The organism is Methanolapillus millepedarum, from assembly GCF_032594115.1.
In the GTDB taxonomy this organism is placed as follows: domain Archaea; phylum Halobacteriota; class Methanosarcinia; order Methanosarcinales; family Methanosarcinaceae; genus Methanolapillus; species Methanolapillus millepedarum.
Window position 1 is genome coordinate 1783575 of sequence record NZ_CP131060.1, and the last position, 22462, is coordinate 1806036.

At 53.5% G+C, this 22462-nt stretch carries 1 protein-coding gene; it reads left to right on the forward strand.

Features of this window, described 5'->3' with window-relative positions:
* Window positions 1-149: 149 nt before the first annotated feature.
* Window positions 150-22448: a hypothetical protein gene (locus tag MsAc7_RS08075; RefSeq protein ID WP_338102403.1), complete on the forward strand. Its 22299-nt coding sequence runs from the start codon at window positions 150-152 to the stop codon at window positions 22446-22448.
* Window positions 22449-22462 lie beyond the last annotated feature (14 nt).

Here is a 22462-nt window from a genome sequence, read left to right on the forward strand (position 1 = left end):
AAAGAATATTTATCATATAATATTTGTTTTCATTTAGAAAAGTTTATTAGTAATAAATTTCTATAATAATCTACATAGCATCTAATACGATTCTATCATTAGTATTACATCTATCTCATTTTATTATTAATGTGTGTGGAGTTTATTCTATGAAAAATATGAACATTTTATCCATTTTTATGGTCTTCCTGTTGTTTACAGGATCGATTGTCACGGCAGATGTGGTTGCAGCTGATTCAGACCCCGGTCTGACAGCGACTTGGTATCTTGTTACTTATGACGGGGAAGGCGGAGAGTCTTCCCGATTACTCGGTACTCAAAGTTTCAGCGGTCCTCGCGGAGGAACGGCTGAAATCAGCGCTTTTGATATTTCCGACGGTTTTGTTTTCTCGGAAAACTTTAATCAATCCGGGTTTTCGTGGGACGATTATAAGGCCGATGACCCCAAGACCGGTTCTTCCAACGGAATGTTAAACGTTACATACGGACTTAATTCGGAAGTTACGTTTTACATCACGGCAAAAACAGGTTCGGATGACCTCATCGTTGGGGGGGGGGCCGGTGACGGATGGGTTGCCTCCGGTTCTGATGACATCCTTATTCCCGGCGGCGACGTATGGGTTGCCAAATGGTATAAAGTGACAAAAAAATTGAATACATCATCGAATCCGGCATCCATGGTTGATGAAATTACCTTGGTTGAAACAAAACCGTTAACTCCGGTCGGAACTACTGTTACGGTCAACTCGACTGATTTTACGCCGAACGTGGCCAAAATTAATCAAGATCCAACCCATCAGTGGACTTTCGCCCAAAGTTATGTTCGTCCCGCGACTGCCGTTGGTGCCGAGGGTGCCGCGGGTGCTGCCAATGCCAATATGATCGTTAACACCGACGGCGCTCCGGGTGGCGAGATTTGTTTCTATTTTACGCCGCCCGATTGGGAATATGTATTGGAAACTCCGAGTGAAATTGCCTCCGGTAATTCTTCCAAGGTTATTGTTTATACCAGCCGTGGTTGGTTTGAAGTCATGGCGAAATCAGGTGACGGCGAACGTCCTAACAATTTTGACAATTCTCATATCACTTACGTCCGGTTGGGTGCCGATATCAATCAAAGAGATGACCGACCCAACGGTACATTCTGGATTAACAGAAAAAAACCAAGTTTAACCATTGACGGCGCAAGAGACCCGACAAATCCCGGCTCTTCGGAAGAAGATTGGTATAAGTATGTCCAATATTTCATTGGCGGTATGTATGGTGCCCTTCGCACTGAAGTTATGCATTTAAACGAGCAAGATGGGCTTGGCGTATTCAATAATTCAAATGCGCCACTTACCGGATTTACATGGAAAAACACATACATCATTGGCGCGAATGGGTATGGTGTCATCTGTTCAGGGTATGTAAACACGAACTATGTCCATACTTATGAAAATATATTTTATGTTGGTCCTCAAATTATTTGGAATGCTAACGGTACTACTAATTTCAAAGATGTCACAATTGTCATTGATGACCCCCGCTACAAAAATAATAGCCAAATTAATTATACTGACGAAAACGGAACTCTACAAACTATAAAATTAAATTTGACAGACAACCGTTCTTATGGAACCAGTTATTGGGGTGAAGCTGCCGAAACGGTCGATGCCACGATGTCAGGGAAAGTTCGAATTTATAAGTCAAATTTTAACGGAGATACGGTTAATATTGGTGTTTTCCGAATATGGAAAGCCGGTACAATTAGAGTGAGTGATAACGCTGATGTTAAAATTTATAGTTATCATCATCCGGACGATATTTATTCTCGACAAGACCCTTTTGTTGGACAGGGTTCAGTCAAATATAATTTTATAGTTGGAAATAATTCAAATTTTACTTTTTTGAATGATTATTTATTTACTTATTCCGGTGAGGCAACTAACGCGGTAAAGTTTGAAGTGGGTGAAAACTCGACCGTGAATTTAACATCAAAAATGGTCAACGGTGGCCTCGGTACTTATGTCAACTTTACTGACAATCTGAAAATGGGAAAGCATTCACTGATGAATATTGAGGTGACAAACTCAAATCATACACGCAGTATTGTGGAATTTGGCGGTCCCATCACTTTGGATGACCGGTCCAAGTTAACCGTTAAAGGCAATTTCACAAACACCTCTACAAGCACGGGAATGGTTAAGTCTAACAATACAAGTATCAGTACCGGCGGAGAGGTTTATATTATAAATAACGGTACTGGTACCGCCTTTTATTCCAATAATTTGACGGTTGATAAGTTGGCGGTATTCCATGTTGTCGGCAATGGAATTAGCAGCCCCAGTATTCCTGCTGCTAACGTTTTAAATCTCCGGATTGACCGTATTGAAAATGTCCTCTTTTACAACAACGGGACCGGCCCCGGTTTGAAAATCCGAAGCAATGCCGCCAATAATATGAACCTGACGAATATGGAGAGTATCAAATATTGGAACAACACGTCTACGGGAACTTATAATCTTTCAACCAAAATCATTGACGGGACACCTTCTTATAACTGGTCCCAAGACTTGACTCCGAATATCGGTTTTAATGTCACCGCATGGATTAATTCTTCCGGAGTGATTACCGGAACCAACAATCTTACTGTGATCAGTTATATTCCGGCCACAGGTGCCCTTCCGGAAATAACTAAGGAGAAATTATCTTTAAACGAGTCCAATAACTTCAAACGTATTGTTTCTTTTGAAGGACTTGCCGGACCTTATAGTGTGATTCTTCATTGGAACGATCCCAGTAATAAAGTGACCGAAGGGTTGGGTTATTATGATTTCCCGATTACGCGTGACATCAATTTGACGGCGGAAATGCCGGATAATCCCTATCATGTATTTTCCGGATGGTATCTCGACAACACCACCTTCCAAAATGCTTACAATCTCAATACATTGGTTACCGGTCCTGTTGAGTTGTACGGTACTTGGGTATCGGATGGTAGTGTTTTAATCACAACTCATCCGACGGATAAAGCCGTCTTTGAAGGTCAAACCGCTACATTTAATGTAGTTGCGATCAACGCAGGTTCTTACCAATGGCAAAAATCAACCGATGGCGGCATGACATTCAATGATATTTCGGAGGCGTCGTCATCAAGTTATACAACAGATGTAACGGCGATGACCGATAATCAAACCAAGTTTAGAGTTGTCGTCAGCGGTGTTGCGGTATCCAGTGCTGCCACATTGACGGTTATCAGTCTGACTGAGGCGGTTTCCATTACGACTCAGCCGGCGGATAAAATCGTCGTTGAAGGTCAGATGACCACGTTTGATGTGGTTGCAACCAATGCGGCTTCTTATCAATGGCAAAAATCAACTGATGGCGGTGTGACATTCTATAATATCCCGTGGGCGTCGTCGTCAAGTTATACAACAGATATAACGGAGATGGATGATGACCAAACCGAGTTTAGGGTTGTTGTCACAGGAGTACACGGCGACACGGCGATTTCTACCAACGCCACGTTAACGGTTATTGCAGCCGGCACCGGCGTTTCCATCACCCAAGGTCCGCAAGACACAACCGTGGCCGTGGGCAACACCGCTGAAATGTACGTGATTGCCACCAACGCTGCCTCTTACCAGTGGCAGAAGAATGTGAGTGGTGTGTGGACCAATGTCGGTACCGATTCCCCAATCTTGGAATTCCCCAACGCTCAGTCAAGTGACACCGGTTTCTACCGTGTTGTCGTGACCGGTACCGCCGGTGACACAGCCATTTCCAATGAAGCGGAATTGACCGTGACAAATGCTGACGGTACAACCGTGTTGATCTCCACAAACCCGGTCGATCAAACCGTTGCCGTGGGCAACACCGCCGAATTCAACGTGATCGCGGCCAACGCCGACACGTATCAATGGCAGAAATACAATACCACCACCCTGTTGTGGGACAGCGTGGGCACCAACTCTTCCGTTTTAACTCTCCCGGACGCTCAGGATGATGACGCCGGTATCTACCGTGTTTGGATTACCGGCACGGCCGGCGACACGGCGATTTCTACCAACGCCACGTTAACGGTTATTGCAGCCGGCACCGGCGTTTCCATCACCCAAGGTCCGCAAGACACAACCGTGGCCGTGGGCAACACCGCTGAAATGTACGTGATTGCCACCAACGCTGCCTCTTACCAGTGGCAGAAGAATGTGAGTGGTGTGTGGACCAATGTCGGTACCGATTCTCCGATCTTGGAATTCCCCAACGCTCAGTCAAGTGACACCGGTTTCTACCGTGTTGTCGTGACCGGTACCGCCGGTGACACAGCCATTTCCAATGAAGCGGAATTGACCGTGACAAATGCTGACGGTACAACCGTGTTGATCTCCACAAACCCGGTCGATCAAACCGTTGCCGTGGGCAACACCGCCGAATTCAACGTGATCGCGGCCAACGCCGACACGTATCAATGGCAGAAATACAATACCACCACCCTGTTGTGGGACAGCGTGGGCACCAACTCTTCCGTTTTAACTCTCCCGGACGCTCAGGATGATGACGCCGGTATCTACCGTGTTTGGATTACCGGCACGGCCGGCGACACGGCGATTTCTACCAACGCCACGTTAACGGTTATTGCAGCCGGCACCGGCGTTTCCATCACCCAAGGTCCGCAAGACACAACCGTGGCCGTGGGCAACACCGCTGAAATGTACGTGATTGCCACCAACGCTGCCTCTTACCAGTGGCAGAAGAATGTGAGTGGTGTGTGGACCAATGTCGGTACCGATTCCCCAATCTTGGAATTCCCCAACGCTCAGTCAAGTGACACCGGTTTCTACCGTGTTGTCGTGACCGGTACCGCCGGTGACACAGCCATTTCCAATGAAGCGGAATTGACCGTGACAAATGCTGACGGTACAACCGTGTTGATCTCCACAAACCCGGTCGATCAAACCGTTGCCGTGGGCAACACCGCCGAATTCAACGTGATCGCGGCCAACGCCGACACGTATCAATGGCAGAAATACAATACCACCACCCTGTTGTGGGACAGCGTGGGCACCAACTCTTCCGTTTTAACTCTCCCGGACGCTCAGGATGATGACGCCGGTATCTACCGTGTTTGGATTACCGGCACGGCCGGCGACACGGCGATTTCTACCAACGCCACGTTAACGGTTATTGCAGCCGGCACCGGCGTTTCCATCACCCAAGGTCCGCAAGACACAACCGTGGCCGTGGGCAACACCGCTGAAATGTACGTGATTGCCACCAACGCTGCCTCTTACCAGTGGCAGAAGAATGTGAGCGGTGTGTGGACCAATGTCGGTACCGATTCCCCAATCTTGGAATTCCCCAACGCTCAGTCAAGTGACACCGGTTTCTACCGTGTTGTCGTGACCGGTACCGCCGGTGACACAGCCATTTCCAATGAAGCGGAATTGACCGTGACAAATGCTGACGGTACAACCGTGTTGATCTCCACAAACCCGGTCGATCAAACCGTTGCCGTGGGCAACACCGCCGAATTCAACGTGATCGCGGCCAACGCCGACACGTATCAATGGCAGAAATACAATACCACCACCCTGTTGTGGGACAGCGTGGGCACCAACTCTTCCGTTTTAACTCTCCCGGACGCTCAGGATGATGACGCCGGTATCTACCGTGTTTGGATTACCGGCACGGCCGGCGACACGGCGATTTCTACCAACGCCACGTTAACGGTTATTGCAGCCGGCACCGGCGTTTCCATCACCCAAGGTCCGCAAGACACAACCGTGGCCGTGGGCAACACCGCTGAAATGTACGTGATTGCCACCAACGCTGCCTCTTACCAGTGGCAGAAGAATGTGAGCGGTGTGTGGACCAATGTCGGTACCGATTCTCCGATCTTGGAATTCCCCAACGCTCAGTCAAGTGACACCGGTTTCTACCGTGTTGTCGTGACCGGTACCGCCGGTGACACAGCCATTTCCAATGAAGCGGAATTGACCGTGACAAATGCTGACGGTACAACCGTGTTGATCTCCACAAACCCGGTCGATCAAACCGTTGCCGTGGGCAACACCGCCGAATTCAACGTGATCGCGGCCAACGCCGACACGTATCAATGGCAGAAATACAATACCACCACCCTGTTGTGGGACAGCGTGGGCACCAACTCTTCCGTTTTAACTCTCCCGGACGCTCAGGATGATGACGCCGGTATCTACCGTGTTTGGATTACCGGCACGGCCGGCGACACGGCGATTTCTACCAACGCCACGTTAACGGTTATTGCAGCCGGCACCGGCGTTTCCATCACCCAAGGTCCGCAAGACACAACCGTGGCCGTGGGCAACACCGCTGAAATGTACGTGATTGCCACCAACGCTGCCTCTTACCAGTGGCAGAAGAATGTGAGTGGTGTGTGGACCAATGTCGGTACCGATTCCCCAATCTTGGAATTCCCCAACGCTCAGTCAAGTGACACCGGTTTCTACCGTGTTGTCGTGACCGGTACCGCCGGTGACACAGCCATTTCCAATGAAGCGGAATTGACCGTGACAAATGCTGACGGTACAACCGTGTTGATCTCCACAAACCCGGTCGATCAAACCGTTGCCGTGGGCAACACCGCCGAATTCAACGTGATCGCGGCCAACGCCGACACGTATCAATGGCAGAAATACAATACCACCACCCTGTTGTGGGACAGCGTGGGCACCAACTCTTCCGTTTTAACTCTCCCGGACGCTCAGGATGATGACGCCGGTATCTACCGTGTTTGGATTACCGGCACGGCCGGCGACACGGCGATTTCTACCAACGCCACGTTAACGGTTATTGCAGCCGGCACCGGCGTTTCCATCACCCAAGGTCCGCAAGACACAACCGTGGCCGTGGGCAACACCGCTGAAATGTACGTGATTGCCACCAACGCTGCCTCTTACCAGTGGCAGAAGAATGTGAGCGGTGTGTGGACCAATGTCGGTACCGATTCCCCAATCTTGGAATTCCCCAACGCTCAGTCAAGTGACACCGGTTTCTACCGTGTTGTCGTGACCGGTACCGCCGGTGACACAGCCATTTCCAATGAAGCGGAATTGACCGTGACAAATGCTGACGGTACAACCGTGTTGATCTCCACAAACCCGGTCGATCAAACCGTTGCCGTGGGCAACACCGCCGAATTCAACGTGATCGCGGCCAACGCCGACACGTATCAATGGCAGAAATACAATACCACCACCCTGTTGTGGGACAGCGTGGGCACCAACTCTTCCGTTTTAACTCTCCCGGACGCTCAGGATGATGACGCCGGTATCTACCGTGTTTGGATTACCGGCACGGCCGGCGACACGGCGATTTCTACCAACGCCACGTTAACGGTTATTGCAGCCGGCACCGGCGTTTCCATCACCCAAGGTCCGCAAGACACAACCGTGGCCGTGGGCAACACCGCTGAAATGTACGTGATTGCCACCAACGCTGCCTCTTACCAGTGGCAGAAGAATGTGAGCGGTGTGTGGACCAATGTCGGTACCGATTCTCCGATCTTGGAATTCCCCAACGCTCAGTCAAGTGACACCGGTTTCTACCGTGTTGTCGTGACCGGTACCGCCGGTGACACAGCCATTTCCAATGAAGCGGAATTGACCGTGACAAATGCTGACGGTACAACCGTGTTGATCTCCACAAACCCGGTCGATCAAACCGTTGCCGTGGGCAACACCGCCGAATTCAACGTGATCGCGGCCAACGCCGACACGTATCAATGGCAGAAATACAATACCACCACCCTGTTGTGGGACAGCGTGGGCACCAACTCTTCCGTTTTAACTCTCCCGGACGCTCAGGATGATGACGCCGGTATCTACCGTGTTTGGATTACCGGCACGGCCGGCGACACGGCGATTTCTACCAACGCCACGTTAACGGTTATTGCAGCCGGCACCGGCGTTTCCATCACCCAAGGTCCGCAAGACACAACCGTGGCCGTGGGCAACACCGCTGAAATGTACGTGATTGCCACCAACGCTGCCTCTTACCAGTGGCAGAAGAATGTGAGTGGTGTGTGGACCAATGTCGGTACCGATTCTCCGATCTTGGAATTCCCCAACGCTCAGTCAAGTGACACCGGTTTCTACCGTGTTGTCGTGACCGGTACCGCCGGTGACACAGCCATTTCCAATGAAGCGGAATTGACCGTGACAAATGCTGACGGTACAACCGTGTTGATCTCCACAAACCCGGTCGATCAAACCGTTGCCGTGGGCAACACCGCCGAATTCAACGTGATCGCGGCCAACGCCGACACGTATCAATGGCAGAAATACAATACCACCACCCTGTTGTGGGACAGCGTGGGCACCAACTCTTCCGTTTTAACTCTCCCGGACGCTCAGGATGATGACGCCGGTATCTACCGTGTTTGGATTACCGGCACGGCCGGCGACACGGCGATTTCTACCAACGCCACGTTAACGGTTATTGCAGCCGGCACCGGCGTTTCCATCACCCAAGGTCCGCAAGACACAACCGTGGCCGTGGGCAACACCGCTGAAATGTACGTGATTGCCACCAACGCTGCCTCTTACCAGTGGCAGAAGAATGTGAGTGGTGTGTGGACCAATGTCGGTACCGATTCCCCAATCTTGGAATTCCCCAACGCTCAGTCAAGTGACACCGGTTTCTACCGTGTTGTCGTGACCGGTACCGCCGGTGACACAGCCATTTCCAATGAAGCGGAATTGACCGTGACAAATGCTGACGGTACAACCGTGTTGATCTCCACAAACCCGGTCGATCAAACCGTTGCCGTGGGCAACACCGCCGAATTCAACGTGATCGCGGCCAACGCCGACACGTATCAATGGCAGAAATACAATACCACCACCCTGTTGTGGGACAGCGTGGGCACCAACTCTTCCGTTTTAACTCTCCCGGACGCTCAGGATGATGACGCCGGTATCTACCGTGTTTGGATTACCGGCACGGCCGGCGACACGGCGATTTCTACCAACGCCACGTTAACGGTTATTGCAGCCGGCACCGGCGTTTCCATCACCCAAGGTCCGCAAGACACAACCGTGGCCGTGGGCAACACCGCTGAAATGTACGTGATTGCCACCAACGCTGCCTCTTACCAGTGGCAGAAGAATGTGAGTGGTGTGTGGACCAATGTCGGTACCGATTCCCCAATCTTGGAATTCCCCAACGCTCAGTCAAGTGACACCGGTTTCTACCGTGTTGTCGTGACCGGTACCGCCGGTGACACAGCCATTTCCAATGAAGCGGAATTGACCGTGACAAATGCTGACGGTACAACCGTGTTGATCTCCACAAACCCGGTCGATCAAACCGTTGCCGTGGGCAACACCGCCGAATTCAACGTGATCGCGGCCAACGCCGACACGTATCAATGGCAGAAATACAATACCACCACCCTGTTGTGGGACAGCGTGGGCACCAACTCTTCCGTTTTAACTCTCCCGGACGCTCAGGATGATGACGCCGGTATCTACCGTGTTTGGATTACCGGCACGGCCGGCGACACGGCGATTTCTACCAACGCCACGTTAACGGTTATTGCAGCCGGCACCGGCGTTTCCATCACCCAAGGTCCGCAAGACACAACCGTGGCCGTGGGCAACACCGCTGAAATGTACGTGATTGCCACCAACGCTGCCTCTTACCAGTGGCAGAAGAATGTGAGTGGTGTGTGGACCAATGTCGGTACCGATTCCCCAATCTTGGAATTCCCCAACGCTCAGTCAAGTGACACCGGTTTCTACCGTGTTGTCGTGACCGGTACCGCCGGTGACACAGCCATTTCCAATGAAGCGGAATTGACCGTGACAAATGCTGACGGTACAACCGTGTTGATCTCCACAAACCCGGTCGATCAAACCGTTGCCGTGGGCAACACCGCCGAATTCAACGTGATCGCGGCCAACGCCGACACGTATCAATGGCAGAAATACAATACCACCACCCTGTTGTGGGACAGCGTGGGCACCAACTCTTCCGTTTTAACTCTCCCGGACGCTCAGGATGATGACGCCGGTATCTACCGTGTTTGGATTACCGGCACGGCCGGCGACACGGCGATTTCTACCAACGCCACGTTAACGGTTATTGCAGCCGGCACCGGCGTTTCCATCACCCAAGGTCCGCAAGACACAACCGTGGCCGTGGGCAACACCGCTGAAATGTACGTGATTGCCACCAACGCTGCCTCTTACCAGTGGCAGAAGAATGTGAGCGGTGTGTGGACCAATGTCGGTACCGATTCCCCAATCTTGGAATTCCCCAACGCTCAGTCAAGTGACACCGGTTTCTACCGTGTTGTCGTGACCGGTACCGCCGGTGACACAGCCATTTCCAATGAAGCGGAATTGACCGTGACAAATGCTGACGGTACAACCGTGTTGATCTCCACAAACCCGGTCGATCAAACCGTTGCCGTGGGCAACACCGCCGAATTCAACGTGATCGCGGCCAACGCCGACACGTATCAATGGCAGAAATACAATACCACCACCCTGTTGTGGGACAGCGTGGGCACCAACTCTTCCGTTTTAACTCTCCCGGACGCTCAGGATGATGACGCCGGTATCTACCGTGTTTGGATTACCGGCACGGCCGGCGACACGGCGATTTCTACCAACGCCACGTTAACGGTTATTGCAGCCGGCACCGGCGTTTCCATCACCCAAGGTCCGCAAGACACAACCGTGGCCGTGGGCAACACCGCTGAAATGTACGTGATTGCCACCAACGCTGCCTCTTACCAGTGGCAGAAGAATGTGAGTGGTGTGTGGACCAATGTCGGTACCGATTCCCCAATCTTGGAATTCCCCAACGCTCAGTCAAGTGACACCGGTTTCTACCGTGTTGTCGTGACCGGTACCGCCGGTGACACAGCCATTTCCAATGAAGCGGAATTGACCGTGACAAATGCTGACGGTACAACCGTGTTGATCTCCACAAACCCGGTCGATCAAACCGTTGCCGTGGGCAACACCGCCGAATTCAACGTGATCGCGGCCAACGCCGACACGTATCAATGGCAGAAATACAATACCACCACCCTGTTGTGGGACAGCGTGGGCACCAACTCTTCCGTTTTAACTCTCCCGGACGCTCAGGATGATGACGCCGGTATCTACCGTGTTTGGATTACCGGCACGGCCGGCGACACGGCGATTTCTACCAACGCCACGTTAACGGTTATTGCAGCCGGCACCGGCGTTTCCATCACCCAAGGTCCGCAAGACACAACCGTGGCCGTGGGCAACACCGCTGAAATGTACGTGATTGCCACCAACGCTGCCTCTTACCAGTGGCAGAAGAATGTGAGCGGTGTGTGGACCAATGTCGGTACCGATTCCCCAATCTTGGAATTCCCCAACGCTCAGTCAAGTGACACCGGTTTCTACCGTGTTGTCGTGACCGGTACCGCCGGTGACACAGCCATTTCCAATGAAGCGGAATTGACCGTGACAAATGCTGACGGTACAACCGTGTTGATCTCCACAAACCCGGTCGATCAAACCGTTGCCGTGGGCAACACCGCCGAATTCAACGTGATCGCGGCCAACGCCGACACGTATCAATGGCAGAAATACAATACCACCACCCTGTTGTGGGACAGCGTGGGCACCAACTCTTCCGTTTTAACTCTCCCGGACGCTCAGGATGATGACGCCGGTATCTACCGTGTTTGGATTACCGGCACGGCCGGCGACACGGCGATTTCTACCAACGCCACGTTAACGGTTATTGCAGCCGGCACCGGCGTTTCCATCACCCAAGGTCCGCAAGACACAACCGTGGCCGTGGGCAACACCGCTGAAATGTACGTGATTGCCACCAACGCTGCCTCTTACCAGTGGCAGAAGAATGTGAGTGGTGTGTGGACCAATGTCGGTACCGATTCCCCAATCTTGGAATTCCCCAACGCTCAGTCAAGTGACACCGGTTTCTACCGTGTTGTCGTGACCGGTACCGCCGGTGACACAGCCATTTCCAATGAAGCGGAATTGACCGTGACAAATGCTGACGGTACAACCGTGTTGATCTCCACAAACCCGGTCGATCAAACCGTTGCCGTGGGCAACACCGCCGAATTCAACGTGATCGCGGCCAACGCCGACACGTATCAATGGCAGAAATACAATACCACCACCCTGTTGTGGGACAGCGTGGGCACCAACTCTTCCGTTTTAACTCTCCCGGACGCTCAGGATGATGACGCCGGTATCTACCGTGTTTGGATTACCGGCACGGCCGGCGACACGGCGATTTCTACCAACGCCACGTTAACGGTTATTGCAGCCGGCACCGGCGTTTCCATCACCCAAGGTCCGCAAGACACAACCGTGGCCGTGGGCAACACCGCTGAAATGTACGTGATTGCCACCAACGCTGCCTCTTACCAGTGGCAGAAGAATGTGAGTGGTGTGTGGACCAATGTCGGTACCGATTCCCCAATCTTGGAATTCCCCAACGCTCAGTCAAGTGACACCGGTTTCTACCGTGTTGTCGTGACCGGTACCGCCGGTGACACAGCCATTTCCAATGAAGCGGAATTGACCGTGACAAATGCTGACGGTACAACCGTGTTGATCTCCACAAACCCGGTCGATCAAACCGTTGCCGTGGGCAACACCGCCGAATTCAACGTGATCGCGGCCAACGCCGACACGTATCAATGGCAGAAATACAATACCACCACCCTGTTGTGGGACAGCGTGGGCACCAACTCTTCCGTTTTAACTCTCCCGGACGCTCAGGATGATGACGCCGGTATCTACCGTGTTTGGATTACCGGCACGGCCGGCGACACGGCGATTTCTACCAACGCCACGTTAACGGTTATTGCAGCCGGCACCGGCGTTTCCATCACCCAAGGTCCGCAAGACACAACCGTGGCCGTGGGCAACACCGCTGAAATGTACGTGATTGCCACCAACGCTGCCTCTTACCAGTGGCAGAAGAATGTGAGCGGTGTGTGGACCAATGTCGGTACCGATTCCCCAATCTTGGAATTCCCCAACGCTCAGTCAAGTGACACCGGTTTCTACCGTGTTGTCGTGACCGGTACCGCCGGTGACACAGCCATTTCCAATGAAGCGGAATTGACCGTGACAAATGCTGACGGTACAACCGTGTTGATCTCCACAAACCCGGTCGATCAAACCGTTGCCGTGGGCAACACCGCCGAATTCAACGTGATCGCGGCCAACGCCGACACGTATCAATGGCAGAAATACAATACCACCACCCTGTTGTGGGACAGCGTGGGCACCAACTCTTCCGTTTTAACTCTCCCGGACGCTCAGGATGATGACGCCGGTATCTACCGTGTTTGGATTACCGGCACGGCCGGCGACACGGCGATTTCTACCAACGCCACGTTAACGGTTATTGCAGCCGGCACCGGCGTTTCCATCACCCAAGGTCCGCAAGACACAACCGTGGCCGTGGGCAACACCGCTGAAATGTACGTGATTGCCACCAACGCTGCCTCTTACCAGTGGCAGAAGAATGTGAGTGGTGTGTGGACCAATGTCGGTACCGATTCCCCAATCTTGGAATTCCCCAACGCTCAGTCAAGTGACACCGGTTTCTACCGTGTTGTCGTGACCGGTACCGCCGGTGACACAGCCATTTCCAATGAAGCGGAATTGACCGTGACAAATGCTGACGGTACAACCGTGTTGATCTCCACAAACCCGGTCGATCAAACCGTTGCCGTGGGCAACACCGCCGAATTCAACGTGATCGCGGCCAACGCCGACACGTATCAATGGCAGAAATACAATACCACCACCCTGTTGTGGGACAGCGTGGGCACCAACTCTTCCGTTTTAACTCTCCCGGACGCTCAGGATGATGACGCCGGTATCTACCGTGTTTGGATTACCGGCACGGCCGGCGACACGGCGATTTCTACCAACGCCACGTTAACGGTTATTGCAGCCGGCACCGGCGTTTCCATCACCCAAGGTCCGCAAGACACAACCGTGGCCGTGGGCAACACCGCTGAAATGTACGTGATTGCCACCAACGCTGCCTCTTACCAGTGGCAGAAGAATGTGAGTGGTGTGTGGACCAATGTCGGTACCGATTCCCCAATCTTGGAATTCCCCAACGCTCAGTCAAGTGACACCGGTTTCTACCGTGTTGTCGTGACCGGTACCGCCGGTGACACAGCCATTTCCAATGAAGCGGAATTGACCGTGACAAATGCTGACGGTACAACCGTGTTGATCTCCACAAACCCGGTCGATCAAACCGTTGCCGTGGGCAACACCGCCGAATTCAACGTGATCGCGGCCAACGCCGACACGTATCAATGGCAGAAATACAATACCACCACCCTGTTGTGGGACAGCGTGGGCACCAACTCTTCCGTTTTAACTCTCCCGGACGCTCAGGATGATGACGCCGGTATCTACCGTGTTTGGATTACCGGCACGGCCGGCGACACGGCGATTTCTACCAACGCCACGTTAACGGTTATTGCAGCCGGCACCGGCGTTTCCATCACCCAAGGTCCGCAAGACACAACCGTGGCCGTGGGCAACACCGCTGAAATGTACGTGATTGCCACCAACGCTGCCTCTTACCAGTGGCAGAAGAATGTGAGTGGTGTGTGGACCAATGTCGGTACCGATTCCCCAATCTTGGAATTCCCCAACGCTCAGTCAAGTGACACCGGTTTCTACCGTGTTGTCGTGACCGGTACCGCCGGTGACACAGCCATTTCCAATGAAGCGGAATTGACCGTGACAAATGCTGACGGTACAACCGTGTTGATCTCCACAAACCCGGTCGATCAAACCGTTGCCGTGGGCAACACCGCCGAATTCAACGTGATCGCGGCCAACGCCGACACGTATCAATGGCAGAAATACAATACCACCACCCTGTTGTGGGACAGCGTGGGCACCAACTCTTCCGTTTTAACTCTCCCGGACGCTCAGGATGATGACGCCGGTATCTACCGTGTTTGGATTACCGGCACGGCCGGCGACACGGCGATTTCTACCAACGCCACGTTAACGGTTATTGCAGCCGGCACCGGCGTTTCCATCACCCAAGGTCCGCAAGACACAACCGTGGCCGTGGGCAACACCGCTGAAATGTACGTGATTGCCACCAACGCTGCCTCTTACCAGTGGCAGAAGAATGTGAGTGGTGTGTGGACCAATGTCGGTACCGATTCCCCAATCTTGGAATTCCCCAACGCTCAGTCAAGTGACACCGGTTTCTACCGTGTTGTCGTGACCGGTACCGCCGGTGACACAGCCATTTCCAATGAAGCGGAATTGACCGTGACAAATGCTGACGGTACAACCGTGTTGATCTCCACAAACCCGGTCGATCAAACCGTTGCCGTGGGCAACACCGCCGAATTCAACGTGATCGCGGCCAACGCCGACACGTATCAATGGCAGAAATACAATACCACCACCCTGTTGTGGGACAGCGTGGGCACCAACTCTTCCGTTTTAACTCTCCCGGACGCTCAGGATGATGACGCCGGTATCTACCGTGTTTGGATTACCGGCACGGCCGGCGACACGGCGATTTCTACCAACGCCACGTTAACGGTTATTGCAGCCGGCACCGGCGTTTCCATCACCCAAGGTCCGCAAGACACAACCGTGGCCGTGGGCAACACCGCTGAAATGTACGTGATTGCCACCAACGCTGCCTCTTACCAGTGGCAGAAGAATGTGAGTGGTGTGTGGACCAATGTCGGTACCGATTCCCCAATCTTGGAATTCCCCAACGCTCAGTCAAGTGACACCGGTTTCTACCGTGTTGTCGTGACCGGTACCGCCGGTGACACAGCCATTTCCAATGAAGCGGAATTGACCGTGACAAATGCTGACGGTACAACCGTGTTGATCTCCACAAACCCGGTCGATCAAACCGTTGCCGTGGGCAACACCGCCGAATTCAACGTGATCGCGGCCAACGCCGACACGTATCAATGGCAGAAATACAATACCACCACCCTGTTGTGGGACAGCGTGGGCACCAACTCTTCCGTTTTAACTCTCCCGGACGCTCAGGATGATGACGCCGGTATCTACCGTGTTTGGATTACCGGCACGGCCGGCGACACGGCGATTTCTACCAACGCCACGTTAACGGTTATTGCAGCCGGCACCGGCGTTTCCATCACCCAAGGTCCGCAAGACACAACCGTGGCCGTGGGCAACACCGCTGAAATGTACGTGATTGCCACCAACGCTGCCTCTTACCAGTGGCAGAAGAATGTGAGCGGTGTGTGGACCAATGTCGGTACCGATTCCCCAATCTTGGAATTCCCCAACGCTCAGTCAAGTGACACCGGTTTCTACCGTGTTGTCGTGACCGGTACCGCCGGTGACACAGCCATTTCCAATGAAGCGGAATTGACCGTGACAAATGCTGACGGTACAACCGTGTTGATCTCCACAAACCCGGTCGATCAAACCGTTGCCGTGGGCAACACCGCCGAATTCAACGTGATCGCGGCCAACGCCGACACGTATCAATGGCAGAAATACAATACCACCACCCTGTTGTGGGACAGCGTGGGCACCAACTCTTCCGTTTTAACTCTCCCGGACGCTCAGGATGATGACGCCGGTATCTACCGTGTTTGGATTACCGGCACGGCCGGCGACACGGCGATTTCTACCAACGCCACGTTAACGGTTATTGCAGCCGGCACCGGCGTTTCCATCACCCAAGGTCCGCAAGACACAACCGTGGCCGTGGGCAACACCGCTGAAATGTACGTGATTGCCACCAACGCTGCCTCTTACCAGTGGCAGAAGAATGTGAGCGGTGTGTGGACCAATGTCGGTACCGATTCTCCGATCTTGGAATTCCCCAACGCTCAGTCAAGTGACACCGGTTTCTACCGTGTTGTCGTGACCGGTACCGCCGGTGACACAGCCATTTCCAATGAAGCGGAATTGACCGTGACAAATGCTGACGGTACAACCGTGTTGATCTCCACAAACCCGGTCGATCAAACCGTTGCCGTGGGCAACACCGCCGAATTCAACGTGATCGCGGCCAACGCCGACACGTATCAATGGCAGAAATACAATACCACCACCCTGTTGTGGGACAGCGTGGGCACCAACTCTTCCGTTTTAACTCTCCCGGACGCTCAGGATGATGACGCCGGTATCTACCGTGTTTGGATTACCGGCACGGCCGGCGACACGGCGATTTCTACCAACGCCACGTTAACGGTTATTGCAGCCGGCACCGGCGTTTCCATCACCCAAGGTCCGCAAGACACAACCGTGGCCGTGGGCAACACCGCTGAAATGTACGTGATTGCCACCAACGCTGCCTCTTACCAGTGGCAGAAGAATGTGAGTGGTGTGTGGACCAATGTCGGTACCGATTCTCCGATCTTGGAATTCCCCAACGCTCAGTCAAGTGACACCGGTTTCTACCGTGTTGTCGTGACCGGTACCGCCGGTGACACAGCCATTTCCAATGAAGCGGAATTGACCGTGACAAATGCTGACGGTACAACCGTGTTGATCTCCACAAACCCGGTCGATCAAACCGTTGCCGTGGGCAACACCGCCGAATTCAACGTGATCGCGGCCAACGCCGACACGTATCAATGGCAGAAATACAATACCACCACCCTGTTGTGGGACAGCGTGGGCACCAACTCTTCCGTTTTAACTCTCCCGGACGCTCAGGATGATGACGCCGGTATCTACCGTGTTTGGATTACCGGCACGGCCGGCGACACGGCGATTTCTACCAACGCCACGTTAACGGTTATTGCAGCCGGCACCGGCGTTTCCATCACCCAAGGTCCGCAAGACACAACCGTGGCCGTGGGCAACACCGCTGAAATGTACGTGATTGCCACCAACGCTGCCTCTTACCAGTGGCAGAAGAATGTGAGCGGTGTGTGGACCAATGTCGGTACCGATTCTCCGATCTTGGAATTCCCCAACGCTCAGTCAAGTGACACCGGTTTCTACCGTGTTGTCGTGACCGGTACCGCCGGTGACACAGCCATTTCCAATGAAGCGGAATTGACCGTGACAAATGCTGACGGTACAACCGTGTTGATCTCCACAAACCCGGTCGATCAAACCGTTGCCGTGGGCAACACCGCCGAATTCAACGTGATCGCGGCCAACGCCGACACGTATCAATGGCAGAAATACAATACCACCACCCTGTTGTGGGACAGCGTGGGCACCAACTCTTCCGTTTTAACTCTCCCGGACGCTCAGGATGATGACGCCGGTATCTACCGTGTTTGGATTACCGGCACGGCCGGCGACACGGCGATTTCTACCAACGCCACGTTAACGGTTATTGCAGCCGGCACCGGCGTTTCCATCACCCAAGGTCCGCAAGACACAACCGTGGCCGTGGGCAACACCGCTGAAATGTACGTGATTGCCACCAACGCTGCCTCTTACCAGTGGCAGAAGAATGTGAGTGGTGTGTGGACCAATGTCGGTACCGATTCTCCGATCTTGGAATTCCCCAACGCTCAGTCAAGTGACACCGGTTTCTACCGTGTTGTCGTGACCGGTACCGCCGGTGACACAGCCATTTCCAATGAAGCGGAATTGACCGTGACAAATGCTGACGGTACAACCGTGTTGATCTCCACAAACCCGGTCGATCAAACCGTTGCCGTGGGCAACACCGCCGAATTCAACGTGATCGCGGCCAACGCCGACACGTATCAATGGCAGAAATACAATACCACCACCCTGTTGTGGGACAGCGTGGGCACCAACTCTTCCGTTTTAACTCTCCCGGACGCTCAGGATGATGACGCCGGTATCTACCGTGTTTGGATTACCGGCACGGCCGGCGACACGGCGATTTCTACCAACGCCACGTTAACGGTTATTGCAGCCGGCACCGGCGTTTCCATCACCCAAGGTCCGCAAGACACAACCGTGGCCGTGGGCAACACCGCTGAAATGTACGTGATTGCCACCAACGCTGCCTCTTACCAGTGGCAGAAGAATGTGAGCGGTGTGTGGACCAATGTCGGTACCGATTCTCCGATCTTGGAATTCCCCAACGCTCAGTCAAGTGACACCGGTTTCTACCGTGTTGTCGTGACCGGTACCGCCGGTGACACAGCCATTTCCAATGAAGCGGAATTGACCGTGACAAATGCTGACGGTACAACCGTGTTGATCTCCACAAACCCGGTCGATCAAACCGTTGCCGTGGGCAACACCGCCGAATTCAACGTGATCGCGGCCAACGCCGACACGTATCAATGGCAGAAATACAATACCACCACCCTGTTGTGGGACAGCGTGGGCACCAACTCTTCCGTTTTAACTCTCCCGGACGCTCAGGATGATGACGCCGGTATCTACCGTGTTTGGATTACCGGCACGGCCGGCGACACGGCGATTTCTACCAACGCCACGTTAACGGTTATTGCAGCCGGCACCGGCGTTTCCATCACCCAAGGTCCGCAAGACACAACCGTGGCCGTGGGCAACACCGCTGAAATGTACGTGATTGCCACCAACGCTGCCTCTTACCAGTGGCAGAAGAATGTGAGTGGTGTGTGGACCAATGTCGGTACCGATTCCCCAATCTTGGAATTCCCCAACGCTCAGTCAAGTGACACCGGTTTCTACCGTGTTGTCGTGACCGGTACCGCCGGTGACACAGCCATTTCCAATGAAGCGGAATTGACCGTGACAAATGCTGACGGTACAACCGTGTTGATCTCCACAAACCCGGTCGATCAAACCGTTGCCGTGGGCAACACCGCCGAATTCAACGTGATCGCGGCCAACGCCGACACGTATCAATGGCAGAAATACAATACCACCACCCTGTTGTGGGACAGCGTGGGCACCAACTCTTCCGTTTTAACTCTCCCGGACGCTCAGGATGATGACGCCGGTATCTACCGTGTTTGGATTACCGGCACGGCCGGCGACACGGCGATTTCTACCAACGCCACGTTAACGGTTATTGCAGCCGGCACCGGCGTTTCCATCACCCAAGGTCCGCAAGACACAACCGTGGCCGTGGGCAACACCGCTGAAATGTACGTGATTGCCACCAACGCTGCCTCTTACCAGTGGCAGAAGAATGTGAGTGGTGTGTGGACCAATGTCGGTACCGATTCCCCAATCTTGGAATTCCCCAACGCTCAGTCAAGTGACACCGGTTTCTACCGTGTTGTCGTGACCGGTACCGCCGGTGACACAGCCATTTCCAATGAAGCGGAATTGACCGTGACAAATGCTGACGGTACAACCGTGTTGATCTCCACAAACCCGGTCGATCAAACCGTTGCCGTGGGCAACACCGCCGAATTCAACGTGATCGCGGCCAACGCCGACACGTATCAATGGCAGAAATACAATACCACCACCCTGTTGTGGGACAGCGTGGGCACCAACTCTTCCGTTTTAACTCTCCCGGACGCTCAGGATGATGACGCCGGTATCTACCGTGTTTGGATTACCGGCACGGCCGGCGACACGGCGATTTCTACCAACGCCACGTTAACGGTTATTGCAGCCGGCACCGGCGTTTCCATCACCCAAGGTCCGCAAGACACAACCGTGGCCGTGGGCAACACCGCTGAAATGTACGTGATTGCCACCAACGCTGCCTCTTACCAGTGGCAGAAGAATGTGAGTGGTGTGTGGACCAATGTCGGTACCGATTCCCCAATCTTGGAATTCCCCAACGCTCAGTCAAGTGACACCGGTTTCTACCGTGTTGTCGTGACCGGTACCGCCGGTGACACAGCCATTTCCAATGAAGCGGAATTGACCGTGACAAATGCTGACGGTACAACCGTGTTGATCTCCACAAACCCGGTCGATCAAACCGTTGCCGTGGGCAACACCGCCGAATTCAACGTGATCGCGGCCAACGCCGACACGTATCAATGGCAGAAATACAATACCACCACCCTGTTGTGGGACAGCGTGGGCACCAACTCTTCCGTTTTAACTCTCCCGGACGCTCAGGATGATGACGCCGGTATCTACCGTGTTTGGATTACCGGCACGGCCGGCGACACGGCGATTTCTACCAACGCCACGTTAACGGTTATTGCAGCCGGCACCGGCGTTTCCATCACCCAAGGTCCGCAAGACACAACCGTGGCCGTGGGCAACACCGCTGAAATGTACGTGATTGCCACCAACGCTGCCTCTTACCAGTGGCAGAAGAATGTGAGTGGTGTGTGGACCAATGTCGGTACCGATTCTCCGATCTTGGAATTCCCCAACGCTCAGTCAAGTGACACCGGTTTCTACCGTGTTGTCGTGACCGGTACCGCCGGTGACACAGCCATTTCCAATGAAGCGGAATTGACCGTGACAAATGCTGACGGTACAACCGTGTTGATCTCCACAAACCCGGTCGATCAAACCGTTGCCGTGGGCAACACCGCCGAATTCAACGTGATCGCGGCCAACGCCGACACGTATCAATGGCAGAAATACAATACCACCACCCTGTTGTGGGACAGCGTGGGCACCAACTCTTCCGTTTTAACTCTCCCGGACGCTCAGGATGATGACGCCGGTATCTACCGTGTTTGGATTACCGGCACGGCCGGCGACACGGCGATTTCTACCAACGCCACGTTAACGGTTATTGCAGCCGGCACCGGCGTTTCCATCACCCAAGGTCCGCAAGACACAACCGTGGCCGTGGGCAACACCGCTGAAATGTACGTGATTGCCACCAACGCTGCCTCTTACCAGTGGCAGAAGAATGTGAGCGGTGTGTGGACCAATGTCGGTACCGATTCCCCAATCTTGGAATTCCCCAACGCTCAGTCAAGTGACACCGGTTTCTACCGTGTTGTCGTGACCGGTACCGCCGGTGACACAGCCATTTCCAATGAAGCGGAATTGACCGTGACAAATGCTGACGGTACAACCGTGTTGATCTCCACAAACCCGGTCGATCAAACCGTTGCCGTGGGCAACACCGCCGAATTCAACGTGATCGCGGCCAACGCCGACACGTATCAATGGCAGAAATACAATACCACCACCCTGTTGTGGGACAGCGTGGGCACCAACTCTTCCGTTTTAACTCTCCCGGACGCTCAGGATGATGACGCCGGTATCTACCGTGTTTGGATTACCGGCACGGCCGGCGACACGGCGATTTCTACCAACGCCACGTTAACGGTTATTCCTGGAGAAACACCCTCATCCGGCGGAACCGGCGGGGCAAAAGTAATCGATCGTGAAGATGACGGCGGATTCGGCCTTGAAGAAGAAGAAGGGCAACCCTCTGATTCCGGAAAGAACATCACTCTTCCGGAAGATGCGGGCCGCAAGATTCCAAAAATTCCTTGGATTTTCTTGTTGCTTCTTTTGTTAATCCTTTCATTCTTCTTCTTCATTATTTGGAGAAGAAGAAAGAAAGAAGAGGAAGAAGAAGGAAAGGTGTAATTAAATAACAACGA

Excerpts from the sequence above, each read along its gene's own strand:
- MsAc7_RS08075 (WP_338102403.1), top strand. The coding sequence starts at position 150 with ATGAAAAATATGAACATTTTATCCATTTTTATGGTCTTCCTGTTGTTT.